Consider the following 14,957-nt stretch of genomic DNA (forward strand, 5'->3'; position numbering starts at 1 on the left):
TATGTATTTAGGCAATATGTCCTCAAAAGACTGGCTGATTACTGTAGGCGTTGTCCCGGTAATTGGCCTGGCGAAAGACAGCAATATCATCGTTGAAGTACCGGACGACCAGATTACTGTTTCATCCGGGATCGGCGGTGACTGGTCATTTATTGAGAATCCTAGCGAGGAAGGCTCAGTAACATTCACCACGCAACGTAATTCCCCGGTAAATACCGCGCTGGCGCTGATGCAAAAAACAAAGGCCGTCATCCCTGTAACCGTAACCAATACGCGCAATCTTTCCGTGCACCGGCTGGGCTATGCGATGTTTGCCCGTCAGCCGTCTGATGGTGCAAACAACGGCGTCGGAGCGCAAACTCTGGAATGGAAACTCCTGACGGGCGAGCTTGATTCAACGATTCTTGGGGTGAATTTAACCAATGGATGATTCAATCAAACACGTAGAAATTAACGGGCAAAAATACTGCATCATCCGTATGAGCGCCTTTGATGCAGTTCACTTCAACTTGCGTGTAGCTGAAATTCTGGCGAAACATGGTATCAGCCAGGTAGAAAGCATCCTTTCTATGTCGTCGAAAATCTTCGGTATGCTCAACCGCGAAGACCATGACGAATTGCTGTTTACGCTGCTTTCAAAGTCACGCGCCCAACTGGTGGATAACGGCGAATTTCTGGATTCTTGGGACGCAGTTAACACCAATTTCACCGCAGCAAACATTGCTGATGTGTATCTGGTGGCGCTTGAGTGCCTTAAATTGTCCATTCTTCCGGTAACAGCAGGGTTAAAAAAAAATATTGGACTGGACACAGCGGCAACAATGCAGGGAGCCATGCGGCAACTGTTCAACGCCTTGCTGAAAACCTTGACCGAACCATCCGCACAGAGCTCGTCATCTGGCGAGTGATTGAAAGCGGCCTGATTAGCTACGACGCCGTAGCGTCAGGCCGCGCCTCCTTCGATTCCATTATGAGAGCCTCCGCCGTTATCCAGTTCGATAACGCGGTTCAACACGCGCTTAGTAAGGTGAAAAAATGACAGACCAGTCAGCCGATCTCGTAACGAAAATTGACGTTATCCCCGAACTGGAGGGATTAAACAGTTTTGACGCAGCCATAGAGCGCGCAATTGCCAAAGTAAACCAGCTTGACGCAGCCATTAAGCGCGTTAACAACTTGAAACCCGCCAGCCCATATGCGCCAGCCAGTACCGCCAGTGCGCCATCTGTAGCAACAACGGCAGCAGTAGCGACAATAGCCGCCACAGGCGCAAATCTGGTTAGCCGGACGCCATTAGCCGATACAGTTAGAAAAGAGGCTCAGAAGGTCGCACGTGCAGCCGTAGAGGGTACAACCAGCGGCCTGACGGATAAAATCAGTATCCCAGCCAATAATCTGTATCGTCTACCGCATAATAATGAGTTTGGCGGTTATCTCCCGCCGCCTCGCGCTGGTCGGTCTACTTTACCTCCACCAGTAGACTCTGGATTTTCTTCTGGTCGGTCTGGTGGTGGAGGCATAAATATACCTACGCCGGGTAGCTCTGGCTGGACAGCCGGTCGCGCTGGTGGTCTGGCAGATCCAAATGCCAGTAATCCATTCTTAAAATACGATACCTCAACTAAAAGTTTTTCCGGCGAACCGCTGGAGGCGAAAAAGAAACCTGTTGCAGAGGGTGTAGAGAAAGCGACACGCAATCCATTTGGTGTTGATAGCATGCTGGCTGGCGCGGGGCTGACGGCTGGTATTGTCGCCGCTGGTAATGCTCTGGCTGATAGCCTTGATTCTATCCAGCGCCAACAGTCACAAATTGCACGACTGGCACAGACTACAGGGGATGCAAAAGAGGCATTTTTTGCCCTTAACGCGGCGGCAAGCGACGTTAGAAGCGACAGCGGGGCGTTTATCTCCACCTATACCAATATGGCAACAGCGACACAAAAATTAGGGTTGTCGCAAGAAAGAACAATAACCGCAACACAGGGGCTTGTTGGAGCGTTGCAATTAGGCGGTGGCAGTGCTGAGGCAGTCAATGCAGCGCTTTATCAGATGGGGCAGGCATTTTCATCAGACCGTTTCGGCGGCGATGAATTCCGCTCATTCATGGAAGCGATAGGGACGATGGCACCAAAAGTAGCTGAGGCGTTTGGCACAGACGTTAAAGGACTCCGGGAAATGTCAGAAAAAGGGAAACTGACCTCAGAAACCATGATTAAAGCCTTTGAAAAGCTGGCGGCGAGCAACATAGATTTATTGAAGAAACAGGGCTGGACGTGGGGACAGACAATGACAGTCATGAAAAATGACTGGCAAGCCTTCTTAGCTCAGGCAACCATCGGCGGTGAGTGGCAAAAATTTACCGATTGGGCGGCAAATACCTTAATTCCACTGGCGAGAAAAGCCGAAAAAGAAGTTGCTGAATTTTGGTCTACCCTGGCTGATGAAAGTAAAACAGCTATTCTCATTGGGATTCTTGGCGCTGTTGGTGCGGCATTTACCGCGCTGGCAGTTCCGGTTATGGCGGCGCTTTGGCCTTTCCTCGCTATTGGCGCGGCTGTGTGGCTGGTTTATGAGGCTTTTGTTGAATGGAAAGCCTGGTTGAATGGTGAGGGTGGAACCATCTTTGATAGCTTATTCGGTAGTTTTGATGCCTTCGAGAAGCGCTACCCCGCAATAATGAAAATGCTTAGAGCGATAAGCGGCGCATCAGATAGCGCAACTGATAATGTAAATAATGACGGTTCAATTTGGTCAAAGCAAGATAAAGGGGAATTGTGGAAGGGGTTGTGGAAACCACAAAATTTATTTCCTAATGCTGGGGAGTTTTTAAAAGGAAAAGGGAATGATTTTAACCCTCTAAATGGGATAGAGAAGTTTTTAGATATGTTTAGTGGCAACGATAAACATGATGTTTCAATAATGACACCGCCATCCAAAGGAGGAGTTGTTATTAATAATGAAGTGAAAAACGAAAATAATATTAGCGTTCCAGAAGCTAAAGATGTAGGTGTAGCCGTAGATAGCTTGAGCAAAACCAGTACGACACAGGCAGTTAGTGGTGTAAACTGGGCTGAATCATCAGGAGCAATATGAGCAGCGGGATAAAAGATGAACGACAATGAGTTTAAGAACTTTGCAACATTTAACTTATTAATCACTCCAAGATTAATTGCTATATCTTATTGGATTCTAAGTTTGCTTGTTATCATAACTGGTACATGGTTATGGACGTTGGAAAGTTTAGTTACGATGGTGGTAACTCTGGTTTTGGTACGCATTGCGTTTGAATTAATTATGGTTAGCTTCAAAAATAATGAGTACCTACGCAGAATCTGTGAAGCAACAGAGACAAAAAAAGCAGAGTAATCGCCAGCGGTAACGCCATGTTACCCGCGCCAATAAGGTGTGAAAATCCCCTCCACGTAGGGGATTTTTTTATGGGGTTTTCATGGCTGACGGTATGGAGGGTGCAATTTCAGCACCACGTGACCAACGCGCAGTTATGGTGTTTGAATCTGGCGTTACAGTGTCACTAAGGCTAAAGACCAGAGAGGGGTTTGAAGCGAAACGCACCATAGCTCAGGGGAAAGTCGAAACAGGCTATAAAATCTCTGACGGCACGGTAGACGATCCAAAAGTTGTATCTTTTGAAGGCATCATTACTGGTGCTGATTTTCCATATACATACGGACTACTTTATACAACGCAAAACATGATTTGGGCGATGAATCAGGCCCAGCAAATCATAGCGGCTTATGAGTTGAAAGAGTTTGTATCGGTTTACACATCGTTTATGGCGATGCCGCAAAGCGTTATCCAATCGCTTAACATCGAAGCCGTCCCTAAGAAAAATTGCTACACCATCAAACTCACCGCGCAAAAAGTCGAAACGGTAACATTCCAGCGTTCGCGCAATAAATCAGCACAATCAAAAACTTCCAATCCGGCAGGGAAGGGGACAGTTGCCGCAGGTAAGAAAAGCGCCACGCCTGTTGATGCCAAAAAAGAACCTCAAAAAGTTTTCGCGCTTGAGAAGATGCGCCGCATGCTGGAGGGCTCTTAAATGCAGCCTGCTTACTACGAAATCAACGTAATCCCATCCATAGCAGACCAGGAATTTACATCCTCTCTGAATGGCACAGTTTTGAACATGCGATTGTTCTATGCAACCACAACAAAACTATGGTGGCTGGAAATATCTGACGCCGACAGGTCGGTGACACTGTCACAAATCTGCTTGCGTCCGGGTGTCTGGCACAGGCTCAGCGGGAAAATACCAGGTTATGCCGGGGCTGGCGCGGTCGGTGTTGCGCGTTTACGTCCTAATGAGCCTTTTGGCGATGTGCATGCTTTTGCTGGCAGTTTTGGCCTTTTCTTTTATGACGAAACGGAGAGTGATTAAGTGAGGATTCTTAGACAAATAAAGGCGGCATTGCCATCTGGAAAACTAGCCGTTGTAGCTGTTTTGTTTATGGCTCTGGTATTTGGTGCATTTAAGTTTTGGGACTGGATTAAATACCGCGTAGGAGTGATTACAGTCGCAATGGCAATGTTATCTCTAAATGAATGGGCGGTATTAACGGGTATTTTCTGCACGATAGGGACTTTTTTTGTCAACTGGTATTACGAGCATAAAAAGTTTTTACGTTCAACAGCCAGAGATATTAATTGTGAATAAAAGCAAACTAAGCGCGGTAATGCTGGCACTTATTGCAGCCGGGGCAAGCGCTCCTGTGATGATGGCGCAATTTCAGCATGAAAAAGAAGGTACAAGCCTGACAGCATATCAGGACAAAAGCCGGGGAATCTGGACTATTTGCGGCGGTGTGACTTACGTTAATGGAAAGCCGGTAATCAAAGGCATGAAATTAACGCGTGAACAGTGTGACAAGATAGATAAAGCTGAACAGGCTAAAGCGCTGGCGTGGGTTGATAAAAATGTTCATGTGCCACTAAGCGAACCTCAGAAAGTTGGCATTGCATCATTTTGTCCGTGGAATATTGGCCCTGGTAAATGTTTCTCATCAACGTTTTACAGAAAACTAAATGCCGGGGACAGATTCGGGGCATGCGCAGAAATAAAACGCTGGGTGCATGACGCTGGGCGTGATTGCCGCATCCGTGAGAATAATTGTTACGGTCAGGTTATCCGGCGAGACCAGGAATCTGAATTAACGTGCTGGGGTTTGGACAAATGAAAACCAGATACACGCTTTTAACTGGTTTTTTGGTTGCGTCAGTTTTATGCGGGACAGGTTATGTAATTCACCAGCAGGCTTATGATGCTGGAAAACAAGCGGAGCGCAAAGACTGGCAGATTGAATGGTCAAAGCGCGATGAAGCTGACAGAACCGCGCAACTTAAACTGGAAAAGGAACAGCGTAATGAAGAATTGCGCCGTCAAAAAGAAACACAGGAAATCGTCAATAATGCTGAAAAGGAAAAACAAAAAGCTCAGGCTGATGCCGTTGCTGCTAACGATGCTGCTGACAAGTTGCGCGGAGCAATTGCCAATATCAGGCGTGAACTCGCAGCCAGTGAAACAAGCCGCATTTCCGCAGATGCCGCAAGAAGGCAGACAGCCGCCGAAACCGCAAGTTTGCTTGCCGACCTGTACGAAGAATCTGACCGCCGCGCGGGAGAAATCGCTAAGTATGCTGATGCAGCCGCAAGCGCCGGGAGTGTCTGCGAGCGCACCTATGAAGCCGTAACGAGATCTGTTGAGTGATCGAAACGGATCAATTAATGCCCGTATGTGATTGATAAAAGGGGTGATGAAATGAAAAGGGCGGGGCTGTGATGTTGGTCGCTTGTTTGTAGTTGCATTAGAAGTGAACTACATATACGATGAAAGGCATGGAAGAGAAGGCTTTCTCTGTTTTAACGTAGATTACAAGCGACTTACGCGTTACGCCACGCCATTTAACATAATATACATTATGCGCACTAATGTTGTAGCTCCCATATTCTAATGTCACTTTCTACCCATTTAGAGATGTCACTTTTTCTGGCATAAAGGATTGAACCTTGTTGCAGTGGAGACATCAGGATGCTTGTGACCATGTCAGATAAAGAGCTAAACCGGATCAACGTTATTCAGGCAGTTATCGATAAACGCATGCGTCGTCGTGATGCAGCCCATCAACTTAACCTCACCGAACGACAGGTTCAGCGCCTAATGAATCGTTACCGTGAGTCAGGCGTTTCAGGATTAGTCAGTCTTCGCCGTGGCCAGCCAGGTAATCACAGGATTCCAGAATCACTTAAGCTTCGGATTCTGGCGCTGCTACGCGAAAAATACAGTGATTTTGGGCCAACTCTTGCCGCAGAAAAACTCAGTGAACGACACGATATTTCGGTATCCGTTGAAACGTTGCGTAACTGGATGGCAGCTGACGGATTGTGGGTTCCATACTCACGTCGAAAACCACGAGTGTATCAGCCTCGTTATCGCCGTGACTGCCTTGGTGAACTTGTGCAAATAGATGGTTCGCCTCATGACTGGTTTGAAGGACGTGCGCCTAAATGCTGTCTTCTGGTATTTGTCGATGATGCCACTGGCCGCATCATGCATCTTCGCTTCGGTGAAACCGAATCAGCTTTTGACTACATGATTGCTACCCGTGAATATATTGAAACACACGGTAAACCACTGGCATTTTACAGTGACAAACATGGTATTTTTCGAGTGAACCACGCTGCTGGAAGCAAATCTGGTACTCAATTCGGTCGTGTCCTGCATGATATTGGTGTTGAGCTTCTCTGTGCAAATAGCCCCCAGGCTAAAGGTCGTGTTGAACGAGCCAACAAAACGCTACAGGACAGGCTTATCAAAGAAATGCGCCTCAATACAATAAGCAGTATCGAAGAAGCTAATGTCTGGCTGGAAACGTTCATTACTGACTTTAACCGGCGCTTCGCTAAAACGCCCAAATACCCCAAAAATCTGCACCGTCCTGTGACAGAAACCAGTGTTGACCTGGATGATTTTTTCTCATGGCAGGAAACTCGTAAGCTCTCGAAATCACTGACATTCCGCTACGATAAGATGATATATCTGGTTGAACCATCAGAGGAAAATACCAGGATAGCTGGGGAGAATATTAAGGTCTTTGATTATCCTGATGGCACACTTGCCTTCAAATACGGTCACCGCGCCCTCTCCTACCAGATATTCGACAAGCTGGAGTGTATTGACCAGGGGCAAATCGTCGATAACAAACGGCTTGGTGCCGTTCTTCGACTTGCTCAGGACAAAATGGATGAACTCGACCGCAATGGTAAACGTGAACGAAGCACAAAGATGCCGAAGCGACGTGCTCAGGCTCGTAAACAGGAACAGTTACGAGCAATTAATCCAGTTTTAGCTAATCCAAAAGAATTTCGTGCGAGTTTGAAAAGATAATTTCATCTAAATTTATAAAGGCATTTGTAGCATTTTAATGCATTTTCAATAGATGAGTAGTCGCCAGACTTCAGATGTTCCTCTAACGTTGTAGAAATCGGTGTCGAACCTGATTTAGCTATATATCCATTGAGTCTGTAGACGGGGGTTGAGCTAATACAGTTAAGGAGATAATTTATTATTTATTTTACACCCGCATTCGACTTGCGAATGAAATCCACTATTTAAGCCACCACTTTCATGTTGGTGGTGGCTTAAAAAAGTCACATCATTCAATTTATGTATTTTTCTCGAACTAATTCGACACATCTTTTACGAGAACTACGGTTTCGCTCATGTGGTGCAAATGGAGAACTGACAGCATCTAAAAGGTTAACTGATATGGTGAGTAATTTTAGATCATCACCTAAAACAGATTCTTTTCGTTGCTTATTCGTTACTCTGTCAATTATACGGATAGTCATATCTTTAACTGCAATATGCTCAGGTGAACTGTCTTTCGTACATACTCCATAAGTTCCATTAAGGAAATGTTGCCATTCGGACTCCAACAAAACACTGAATTCTGATTCATTCTTGTAAATACAATCACTTAAACCGCAAAGATTTAACTCGTTGATTTTGTTCTTATATCTTTTAAAAAATATATCTTTTAATGATGATGGGTTTTCATGTACATCCTTTATCTGACATACCCATTCACAAAGTCCTATTGGATACCATTTTTCAACACTATTGAAATCGAACGTTCCGAAGAAAGAAGTTATTTTAGCATTATTATTTGTTGTATAGGACGCGGTTGGTAGTATTTTATTTTCCTGCCATCTTAAAAGATCGCTATGTGAACATTTATTTTGCACCAGAAAATCGCCCTCTGATATAAAATTCAAATTTAAATACTCGTCAATTAACTCCATTTTGTTCCCCTTACTATTCAAAAGTTATTTGCTTCATTAATTATTTTATAAACACCTGAGCGAGCAACTTTCAGCTGACGTGATATTTCTGTCGCTCCGATTCCACTTTTCCACATTACTTGGCGGAATCATGTCTCAGGCAATCGTTTTGAAGGTACCACGATTTTGTTTTATCATCTGTACTGCAACTGTAAGCAATTATGCAAAGCGGATCGCTGTGCAGTTACCTCACCAGTAACCCATAGTAAATGGTCTGTGGTGACATAGGACGGATTGATTTGGCGGTGATGCAATGGCTAATCACCTTACTTGTCTCTTACCGCTAACGATGTCCATTTTCTTGTGGGTAAGTTAGGACTCCTGGATTGCTTACAGTTGCTCTTCCCTCCATATCCCCCACTTTCCCTGCACATACAATGCAGCAGAACTGTTCTCTGAAAAGTGACATTTCAACTTTGGAAAAACAGGTGACATTTTAAACTTGCTTTAACAAATGTCAGGTGGCGAGAATTGTAGCCAGACTGGTGCATAGTAATTCAGTTCAGTTAGCATAACAGTTGGATTGTCTTGCGTCCTCTGGTTCAGACCGAGGAACGTTATGGCCAAACTCTCACTGCGTTCGAGAGTCCGTGCAGGCTTGTAGCTTCTTCATCTACCTGACAGACATCATCAGAACCTGTTTCATATTTTGGATTGTACAAGCCTGTGCATTAGCTTGGATGTGATTCTGGTTACTGCAAACTGGAACGCTTCTTCTTTTGTGCTTTAACTTTTGCCCACTTCGGCATTAGCTGTTTTTGAATGTAGGCCAGTTCCAAGCTGATACCGCCACACACACTTATCCAGACTATCTGCGCGAAAACAAGCTCTACCAAAGGCCGTGTAGAACGTGCCCAACTTCGATGTCCATAGCCGCTTGAAAATGATGATAATCTGGCAGCATTTTTCACGTGGCGGGAACCCCGTCGTGTTTCAAAATCCCTGACAGTGCAATATGACAAAGTACTGTATCTGACTGAAGACTCTGAGCTAAGCCGAAGGACCATCGGGAAATATATCGAAGTCTGGCACTATCCAGATGGGAGAAAAGAGCTCCGGCTCAACGCGACTGCTCTTCCCTACTCCACTTATGATCGCCTTTCAGATATCGACCAGGGCGCTATCGTCGACAACAAGCGACTCGGACGCGCACTAGAATTTATTAAACTGATTCAAATAAACGCGACAACGAGGAGAGTTTTCAGATGTATATGAGTATAATATTATTCCTTCAAAACTGAAAATTCAAATTCGACATATTCTAAATTAGACGTAATCGAGTTATGCTTTGCAGAGATAAATACAATTTTCAGAAAGGTTGTCACCAATGCAAATGGAAAAACAGATATTACAATATCTTAATTAAATCATAGACTTAGAGATGGCGTGACATTGACTATCAATTTGAAGGGAATGAAATATCGAGAGTTGACTCTCAAATAATGCACTCAACTGTGGTTAGACCAGTAATGCGTTTGTTATATTCAAGTAATTATTACAAAGTCGCGAATAAGGAATTTTTATCTGCTCATGATTACTACAGACATAAAAGATATAAAGAATACTTAACGGATTGCTGTAAATAATTTGAAAGCATGTTTAAATCAATCCATGTGATAAATGGATGGTAATATTTAAAATCAGAATTAACTTCAAAGCTAATATAAAGGTGATTCGAAAAAGAATTAATGCCAAAATACATTCAGAGACAATACCTGGTCTCAAAACAATACGACCTTCCAACTCTTTACCGCCCAAACTTAACTTTGTTTTTTAAGCTACTGCGTAAATGCTTTAATCATAAAATCAGCTATTTAGGCTATGGTGAATATGGCTCGAAATTAGCCCGCCTTCATTATCAGTTCATATCCAATATTCTTAGGGAATTATCGCCACATGGCCATTCCATTGGCGCAGGATTTTCTTTCGAATCGGCTTCGTATACAGCTCGATATTGTGTTAAAAAAATTAACAAAGAAAAGGCTAGAGAACATTATCAAAATAGAGTGTCTGAGTCCTCCTGCATGTCATTTAAGCCAGGCTACGATATTCTTTGACTTCTGAACTTTGTGGTGAACTTATCAAATATCACCTTACGTTCATAATATGATTAGATATTAAAAGTAATATTATTATTTCCAATGTATAATAAATTGATGGCGAGCTATCTGAACACATCAACACATCAACATTATTTAAATAATTAAACATAGGTCTACCATATGAAAGCCAAAACTCCTTCAGAGGCATTGCTTCATCGAAAAAACATTATAAAAGACAATCCTAAATTTAGGGCTGCCATAAGAGAACATTATCAAATCAATGATAAACTTTATAAGAAGCAACCTTTGTTCTACAAAGTAATGCTTCAAGAATCAAGGTTAAACATTGCACTCTCAGTGTGCTGCTTTATTTTTGGCAACCAAGCATCATGCGTGTCAGATATTAAAGAACTTTGTTCCAGATATAAAATAGCCAGCCCTAATAGCGTCATCGCAATAATTGCCCTATTGAAAACGACGAACAGAATTAAAACATGGCGTAGCCCGGAAGACAGAAGAAAAGTCCTGATTATGCCAACACAAAAAGGAATTGATGAACTTAAAAGATATATGTCTGGCGCGTTTTTGCCGTTGAATTTGCTCTATCCCGAATATAATATCTCGGTAGATTTACTGGATGATGAAGTGCCCCGACAAGACTTTTTCAGACGAGCGGCTCAATACCTTTTTCGCGGAGTGACCTTCAAAGAAAATCTACCCGAAGTCGGAGTATTTATTGGAAAAGATGGAGGGCGAATGATTATGCTTTATCTTTACTTGCAAGCCATAGAAAATATGACCACTCGAGGGGCCATCATTAATTACTCATCGAATGCACTGGCCAAAGAATTTTTTGTGTCACGGATTCATGTCAGCAAAATTATAAAAGTTGCCCAAGACACTGGTTACCTCAAAGAAAGAGCAGATGGATTGATTGAAATTTACCCATCATTTATTCAACTCGTCGAAAACTATACAGGTCTATATTTTTCGTATGTCATGCATTATCTGAATTTACATCCTGAAAAATAGTTAAATTTTATGCCATCCCTTCGTGTTATCCTGTAATAAGTTACAAGCGTTCGATTTACGTCGATCGCTTTTTTTATCTTTCTCGTAGCGCCTCTTTTGCTTTGTTCAATGGTTTTAACAAATAATCGAGTATCGATTTACTGCCCGTTTTTATATCAACAGTAGCAATCATGCCAGGAAATATTGGAAACTCTTTACCCTGTTTGTTTTCAAGGTGATTAGTGTTAGTTCTGATATAGACACGATAAAAATAGACATCGCGTTTTACATCATCCTGGATTGTATCCGGTGAAATCATCATTACTTCACCCTGAAGACCTCCATAAATGGAATAGTCATAAGCTGTAATTTTAACTAACGCCGCTTGTCCAGGGTGAATGAATGCAACATCTCTGGGCGAGATTTTCGCTTCAATAACCATCTGATCATCCAGTGGAACCAGAGTCATCAATTTGCCATTTGGCGGTATAACACCGCCGACTGTCGTTACATCAATATCTTTAACAATGCTTCTCACCGGTGCGTTGAAAGTCAGCCGGGTTAGAGAGTCTTCACGACCTTTCATTACGGAACGTTGCGCTTCAATTTCGGCATTCGCTTTGGCTAATTCTTCACGTGCGCGCACAAAGTATTGATTCTGCATTTCTGTCACTTTGTTTTCTAATTCGTTCTTTTGCCGTTGCAGGCGAAGAACTTCCACATTACTGGCAGCCCCCTGCTTTACCAAAGGTTGAGTAAGAGCCAACTCTCTTTGGACCAACGTCATTCCCTGACGTAATCCAGCAACCCCCTTTTCCAGGCTTTCGCGGCGTGAAGTAAAAAGTGCCGTCTCTTGTCTGACCAGGTCGATATAATCATCCAGCTCAGCCGGAAAAGTAAGTTCTGTACCATTCACTTCGGCAGTCAAACGTGAAGCAGTTGCCAGCGCCGCATTTAACCGGGATTCACTTTCCAGAACACTGGATTCTGTTTTTGTTCGATCCAGTTGTGCAACCTGCTGCCCGCGTTCAACGATATCGCCTTCTTGAACAAGCAATTTGTGGATGATTCCGCCTTCCAGCGACTGGATAACCTGCTCATGTGAAGAAGGCACTACTTTACCGCTTCCGGTTGTAACTTCATCAAGTTGAAACCAACCTGCCCACGCGATGAAAACAACAAGCATAGACACCACGCTCCATACCACCAGACTAGAGCGAGGAAGATGAGGCTCCTGAAGACGACTGTTAAAACGACTGAAATCGCTCATACGCCCTCCTCATTAATTACCGTTTTTTGAGAAGTCATTTTTTTCATTGTTACCGTACGTTGGCCCGCTTTTTGTGGAGCCATACCATGTTCACGAAGAATGCTATCTCGTGGTCCATCCATAACAATTCGGCCGTTATCCAGCACAATAATGCGGTCAACCAGTTCAAGGATAGGTAAGCGGTGTGTAGCGACAATGAGTGTGCGCGTTTTTCCCAACCAGCCTTTCAGACTGCCGATAAACTGTTTCTCACTCACCTCGTCAAGCCAGGCCGTCGGTTCATCAAGCAGCAAAATATTAGGTGATGTTAAGAGTGCGCGGGCGAGTAATAGCGCCTGTCGCTGACCGCCAGACAGACCAGCCCCGCCCTCATTTACAATGTAATTCAGACCCATTTTCTGTTTACGAACGAAATCCAATGCTCCTGTTATCACCAGCGACTGATGGATCTCCTCATCAGTCGCTAAGGGATTGCCCATTATAATATTGTCACGCACTGAGCCAAAGAACAGGCGAGCCTGCTGGCTTAGTAGCTGCATGTCCCGGCGTAAATCAGCAGGGTCAAGATGATTGAGTGAGATATCGTCAAGTAAGATGGAACCTTGCTGTGGTTCCTGCATACCCGCAAGAAGTTGCAGAAGCGTACTTTTCCCTGAGCCGTTACGTCCCAGCAGGGCAATACGTTCTCCGGCTTGAATATGGAGACGTGATATATTTAATACATCAAGTTTTTCTTCCTCATCATAATAGAAACTCACGTCTTCCATGACGTAATTTCCGCGCAGATGGGCTTTATGAACTTTCTTGCCGGATTGCGGATCGTCAACTGGCCGTTGCATCAGATCATCAAGCCCTTTACGTGCAACCTTCGCTGACTGCCAGCGAGAGAGCACGCCGGAAATTTGTGATAGTGGAGCAATTGTGCGTGATGCAAGGATAGAGGTACCCACTAACGCGCCGGTGGTCATATCTCCACTAATCACCAGATAACAACCTATCAGCAGCACCACAGCATAAACGATGGATTGAACCTCCTGGGTCCAGGTCAGCAGTAACCCCGTTAGCCAACGCTGTTTCATTGCCACATTAGCGGCGACATCATTGGTGTTATTCCACTGATTTTGAAAACGCTGCTCAGCACGCATCAGCTTGATATCTTCAAGACCCTGTACCGCCTCTACCAACGTGGCGTTACGAATAGCCGACTCGCGCATCCCTTCGCTGGAGAGCCGTCCTAACGGACGTTGTACCAGCAGTCCAGGGATTAGCAGCAACGGAACGGCCAGCAATACCACCAGCACAAGCGGCCCGCCAATCATCCAGAGGATAAAAACGAACAACAGGAAAAAGGGGAGATCGGAAATTGCCGCGATAGTCGTGGAGGTAATCAACTCTCGCACCGATTCCAGCTCGCGGATTTGAGCGATGAAAGAGCCCGTGGATTTTGACCGCGCACCATTTTTAATTCTCAGAGCATGAGCAAATACGCGTTCTGAGATCCGCAGGTCTGCGCGTTTACCAATTACATCTGAAAGATGGACGCGTAGCATACGCATGATGAACTCAAAGGTAATAGCCACCATGACCCCTCCAAAGAGGACCCATAGCGTTGCTTCCGACTGTGACGGAACTACGCGATCGTACACCTGCATAGAAAACACCATGCCTGAAAGCGCCAGTACATTCGCGATCATCGCCACCAGCATGATATCGCCATAACGGCGCCAGTCTTTCAGCGCCAGTTGCCAGAACCAGTTTTTCTCATAAGGTTTGATATAATCATCAACACGTGCGTCTGGCGTTGACTCAAGAGGGCGAAGCACGACCCCCCCTAGCAGGCGCGTTGCAAGCTCCTCTCGCGTTAATACTGTTTCAAGACCACTATCGCCGCTGAATTGAAGACTAACATTCCCCTCTTTATCCATCCGGTTGATAACTGCAATTTGACCGCCAGTAAACTCAGCAATTAACGGCAAACGCCAGGGGTCGAGTAATTCGGCATTCACCGAAACTCTCCTCAATCCTAATCCCAAATGGCGAGCCATATCTTCCAGGACTTGTTGACGCGGTGACTGGCTTTCGTGATTAATCACCACCCGGACATGTTCTAACGAAAAATCAAGCCGGTAATGTTTCGCAATAATAAGCATGGCTTGTAGCCATGGCTCATAAAGCGGATGAGTTTTCATAGTGCTACTTCCTATCCAACAACATTGTCACGCGTCGAAATTATGTCATTTAATTGATATATCAATACGAACAGAATCCTAATA

Annotated in this window: 14 protein-coding genes and 1 pseudogene; 12 read left to right on the forward strand and 3 right to left on the reverse strand. The window is 44.5% G+C overall.

The window, feature by feature from the left end; genetic code table 11:
- Position 1: 1 nt before the first annotated feature.
- The 10 genes from OGY01_RS07785 to OGY01_RS07830 all read left to right on the forward strand — a co-directional run bounded on the left by OGY01_RS07785 (position 2) and on the right by OGY01_RS07830 (position 7,405).
- A complete protein-coding gene (locus tag OGY01_RS07785) occupies positions 2-430 on the forward strand; it encodes a hypothetical protein (protein WP_008324353.1) in 429 nt (142 codons plus the stop codon).
- Entirely contained in the window at positions 423-908 is a 486-nt protein-coding gene (locus tag OGY01_RS07790; RefSeq protein ID WP_057063255.1) for a phage tail assembly chaperone, read from the forward strand. Before OGY01_RS07785 ends, OGY01_RS07790 begins: the two co-directional genes overlap by 8 nt.
- A gap of 127 nt (positions 909-1,035) precedes the next feature.
- On the forward strand, positions 1,036-3,093 hold the full coding sequence (locus OGY01_RS07795; RefSeq protein ID WP_286492783.1) for a tape measure protein: 2,058 nt from the start codon (positions 1,036-1,038) through the stop codon (positions 3,091-3,093).
- 15 nt (positions 3,094-3,108) lie between these two features.
- Entirely contained in the window at positions 3,109-3,366 is a 258-nt protein-coding gene (locus OGY01_RS07800) for a hypothetical protein (RefSeq protein WP_238795226.1), read from the forward strand.
- 82 nt (positions 3,367-3,448) lie between these two features.
- Entirely contained in the window at positions 3,449-4,063 is a 615-nt protein-coding gene (locus OGY01_RS07805; protein WP_286492784.1) for a phage baseplate protein, read from the forward strand.
- A complete protein-coding gene (locus tag OGY01_RS07810; RefSeq protein WP_213169033.1) occupies positions 4,064-4,402 on the forward strand; it encodes a phage baseplate plug family protein in 339 nt (112 codons plus the stop codon).
- 147 nt (positions 4,403-4,549) lie between these two features.
- Positions 4,550-4,678, forward strand: a complete 129-nt coding sequence (locus tag OGY01_RS07815) for an HP1 family phage holin (RefSeq protein ID WP_234625634.1) — start codon at positions 4,550-4,552, stop codon at positions 4,676-4,678.
- A gap of 19 nt (positions 4,679-4,697) precedes the next feature.
- Positions 4,698-5,198, forward strand: coding sequence for a lysozyme (locus OGY01_RS07820; RefSeq protein WP_279574381.1), 501 nt, complete (start codon positions 4,698-4,700; stop codon positions 5,196-5,198).
- The gene (locus OGY01_RS07825) at positions 5,195-5,728 is read left to right on the forward strand and encodes a DUF2514 family protein (protein WP_187252446.1); all 534 of its coding nucleotides are present in this window, start codon (positions 5,195-5,197) and stop codon (positions 5,726-5,728) included. The genes OGY01_RS07820 and OGY01_RS07825 overlap by 4 nt, the downstream gene beginning before the upstream one ends.
- Before the next feature lie 333 nt (positions 5,729-6,061).
- On the forward strand, positions 6,062-7,405 hold the full coding sequence (locus OGY01_RS07830; RefSeq protein ID WP_286492787.1) for an ISNCY family transposase: 1,344 nt from the start codon (positions 6,062-6,064) through the stop codon (positions 7,403-7,405).
- Positions 7,406-7,677: 272 nt separating this feature from the next.
- Here OGY01_RS07830 and OGY01_RS07835 read toward each other — a convergent pair whose 3' ends face one another.
- Positions 7,678-8,322, reverse strand: coding sequence for a DUF6058 family natural product biosynthesis protein (locus OGY01_RS07835; RefSeq protein WP_286492789.1), 645 nt, complete (start codon positions 8,320-8,322; stop codon positions 7,678-7,680).
- 895 nt (positions 8,323-9,217) lie between these two features.
- On the opposite strand from OGY01_RS07835, the pseudogene OGY01_RS07840 reads away from it, so the two are divergent.
- A pseudogene (locus tag OGY01_RS07840) lies at positions 9,218-9,560 on the forward strand (ISNCY family transposase); the annotation flags it as partial.
- 1,023 nt (positions 9,561-10,583) lie between these two features.
- A complete protein-coding gene (locus OGY01_RS07845) occupies positions 10,584-11,435 on the forward strand; it encodes a MarR family transcriptional regulator (protein ID WP_286492791.1) in 852 nt (283 codons plus the stop codon).
- Positions 11,436-11,508: 73 nt separating this feature from the next.
- On the opposite strand, the gene OGY01_RS07850 is transcribed toward OGY01_RS07845, so the two are convergent.
- Entirely contained in the window at positions 11,509-12,684 is a 1,176-nt protein-coding gene (locus OGY01_RS07850; RefSeq protein WP_200013202.1) for a beta-barrel domain-containing protein, read from the reverse strand.
- Complete coding sequence (locus tag OGY01_RS07855) at positions 12,681-14,873, reverse strand: type I secretion system permease/ATPase (RefSeq protein ID WP_286492792.1); 2,193 nt, start codon at positions 14,871-14,873, stop codon at positions 12,681-12,683. The genes OGY01_RS07850 and OGY01_RS07855 overlap by 4 nt, the downstream gene beginning before the upstream one ends.
- Positions 14,874-14,957 lie beyond the last annotated feature (84 nt).

It is taken from the genome of Citrobacter sp. Cm038, assembly GCF_030333105.1.
Taxonomy (GTDB): Bacteria; Pseudomonadota; Gammaproteobacteria; order Enterobacterales; family Enterobacteriaceae; genus Citrobacter; species Citrobacter murliniae.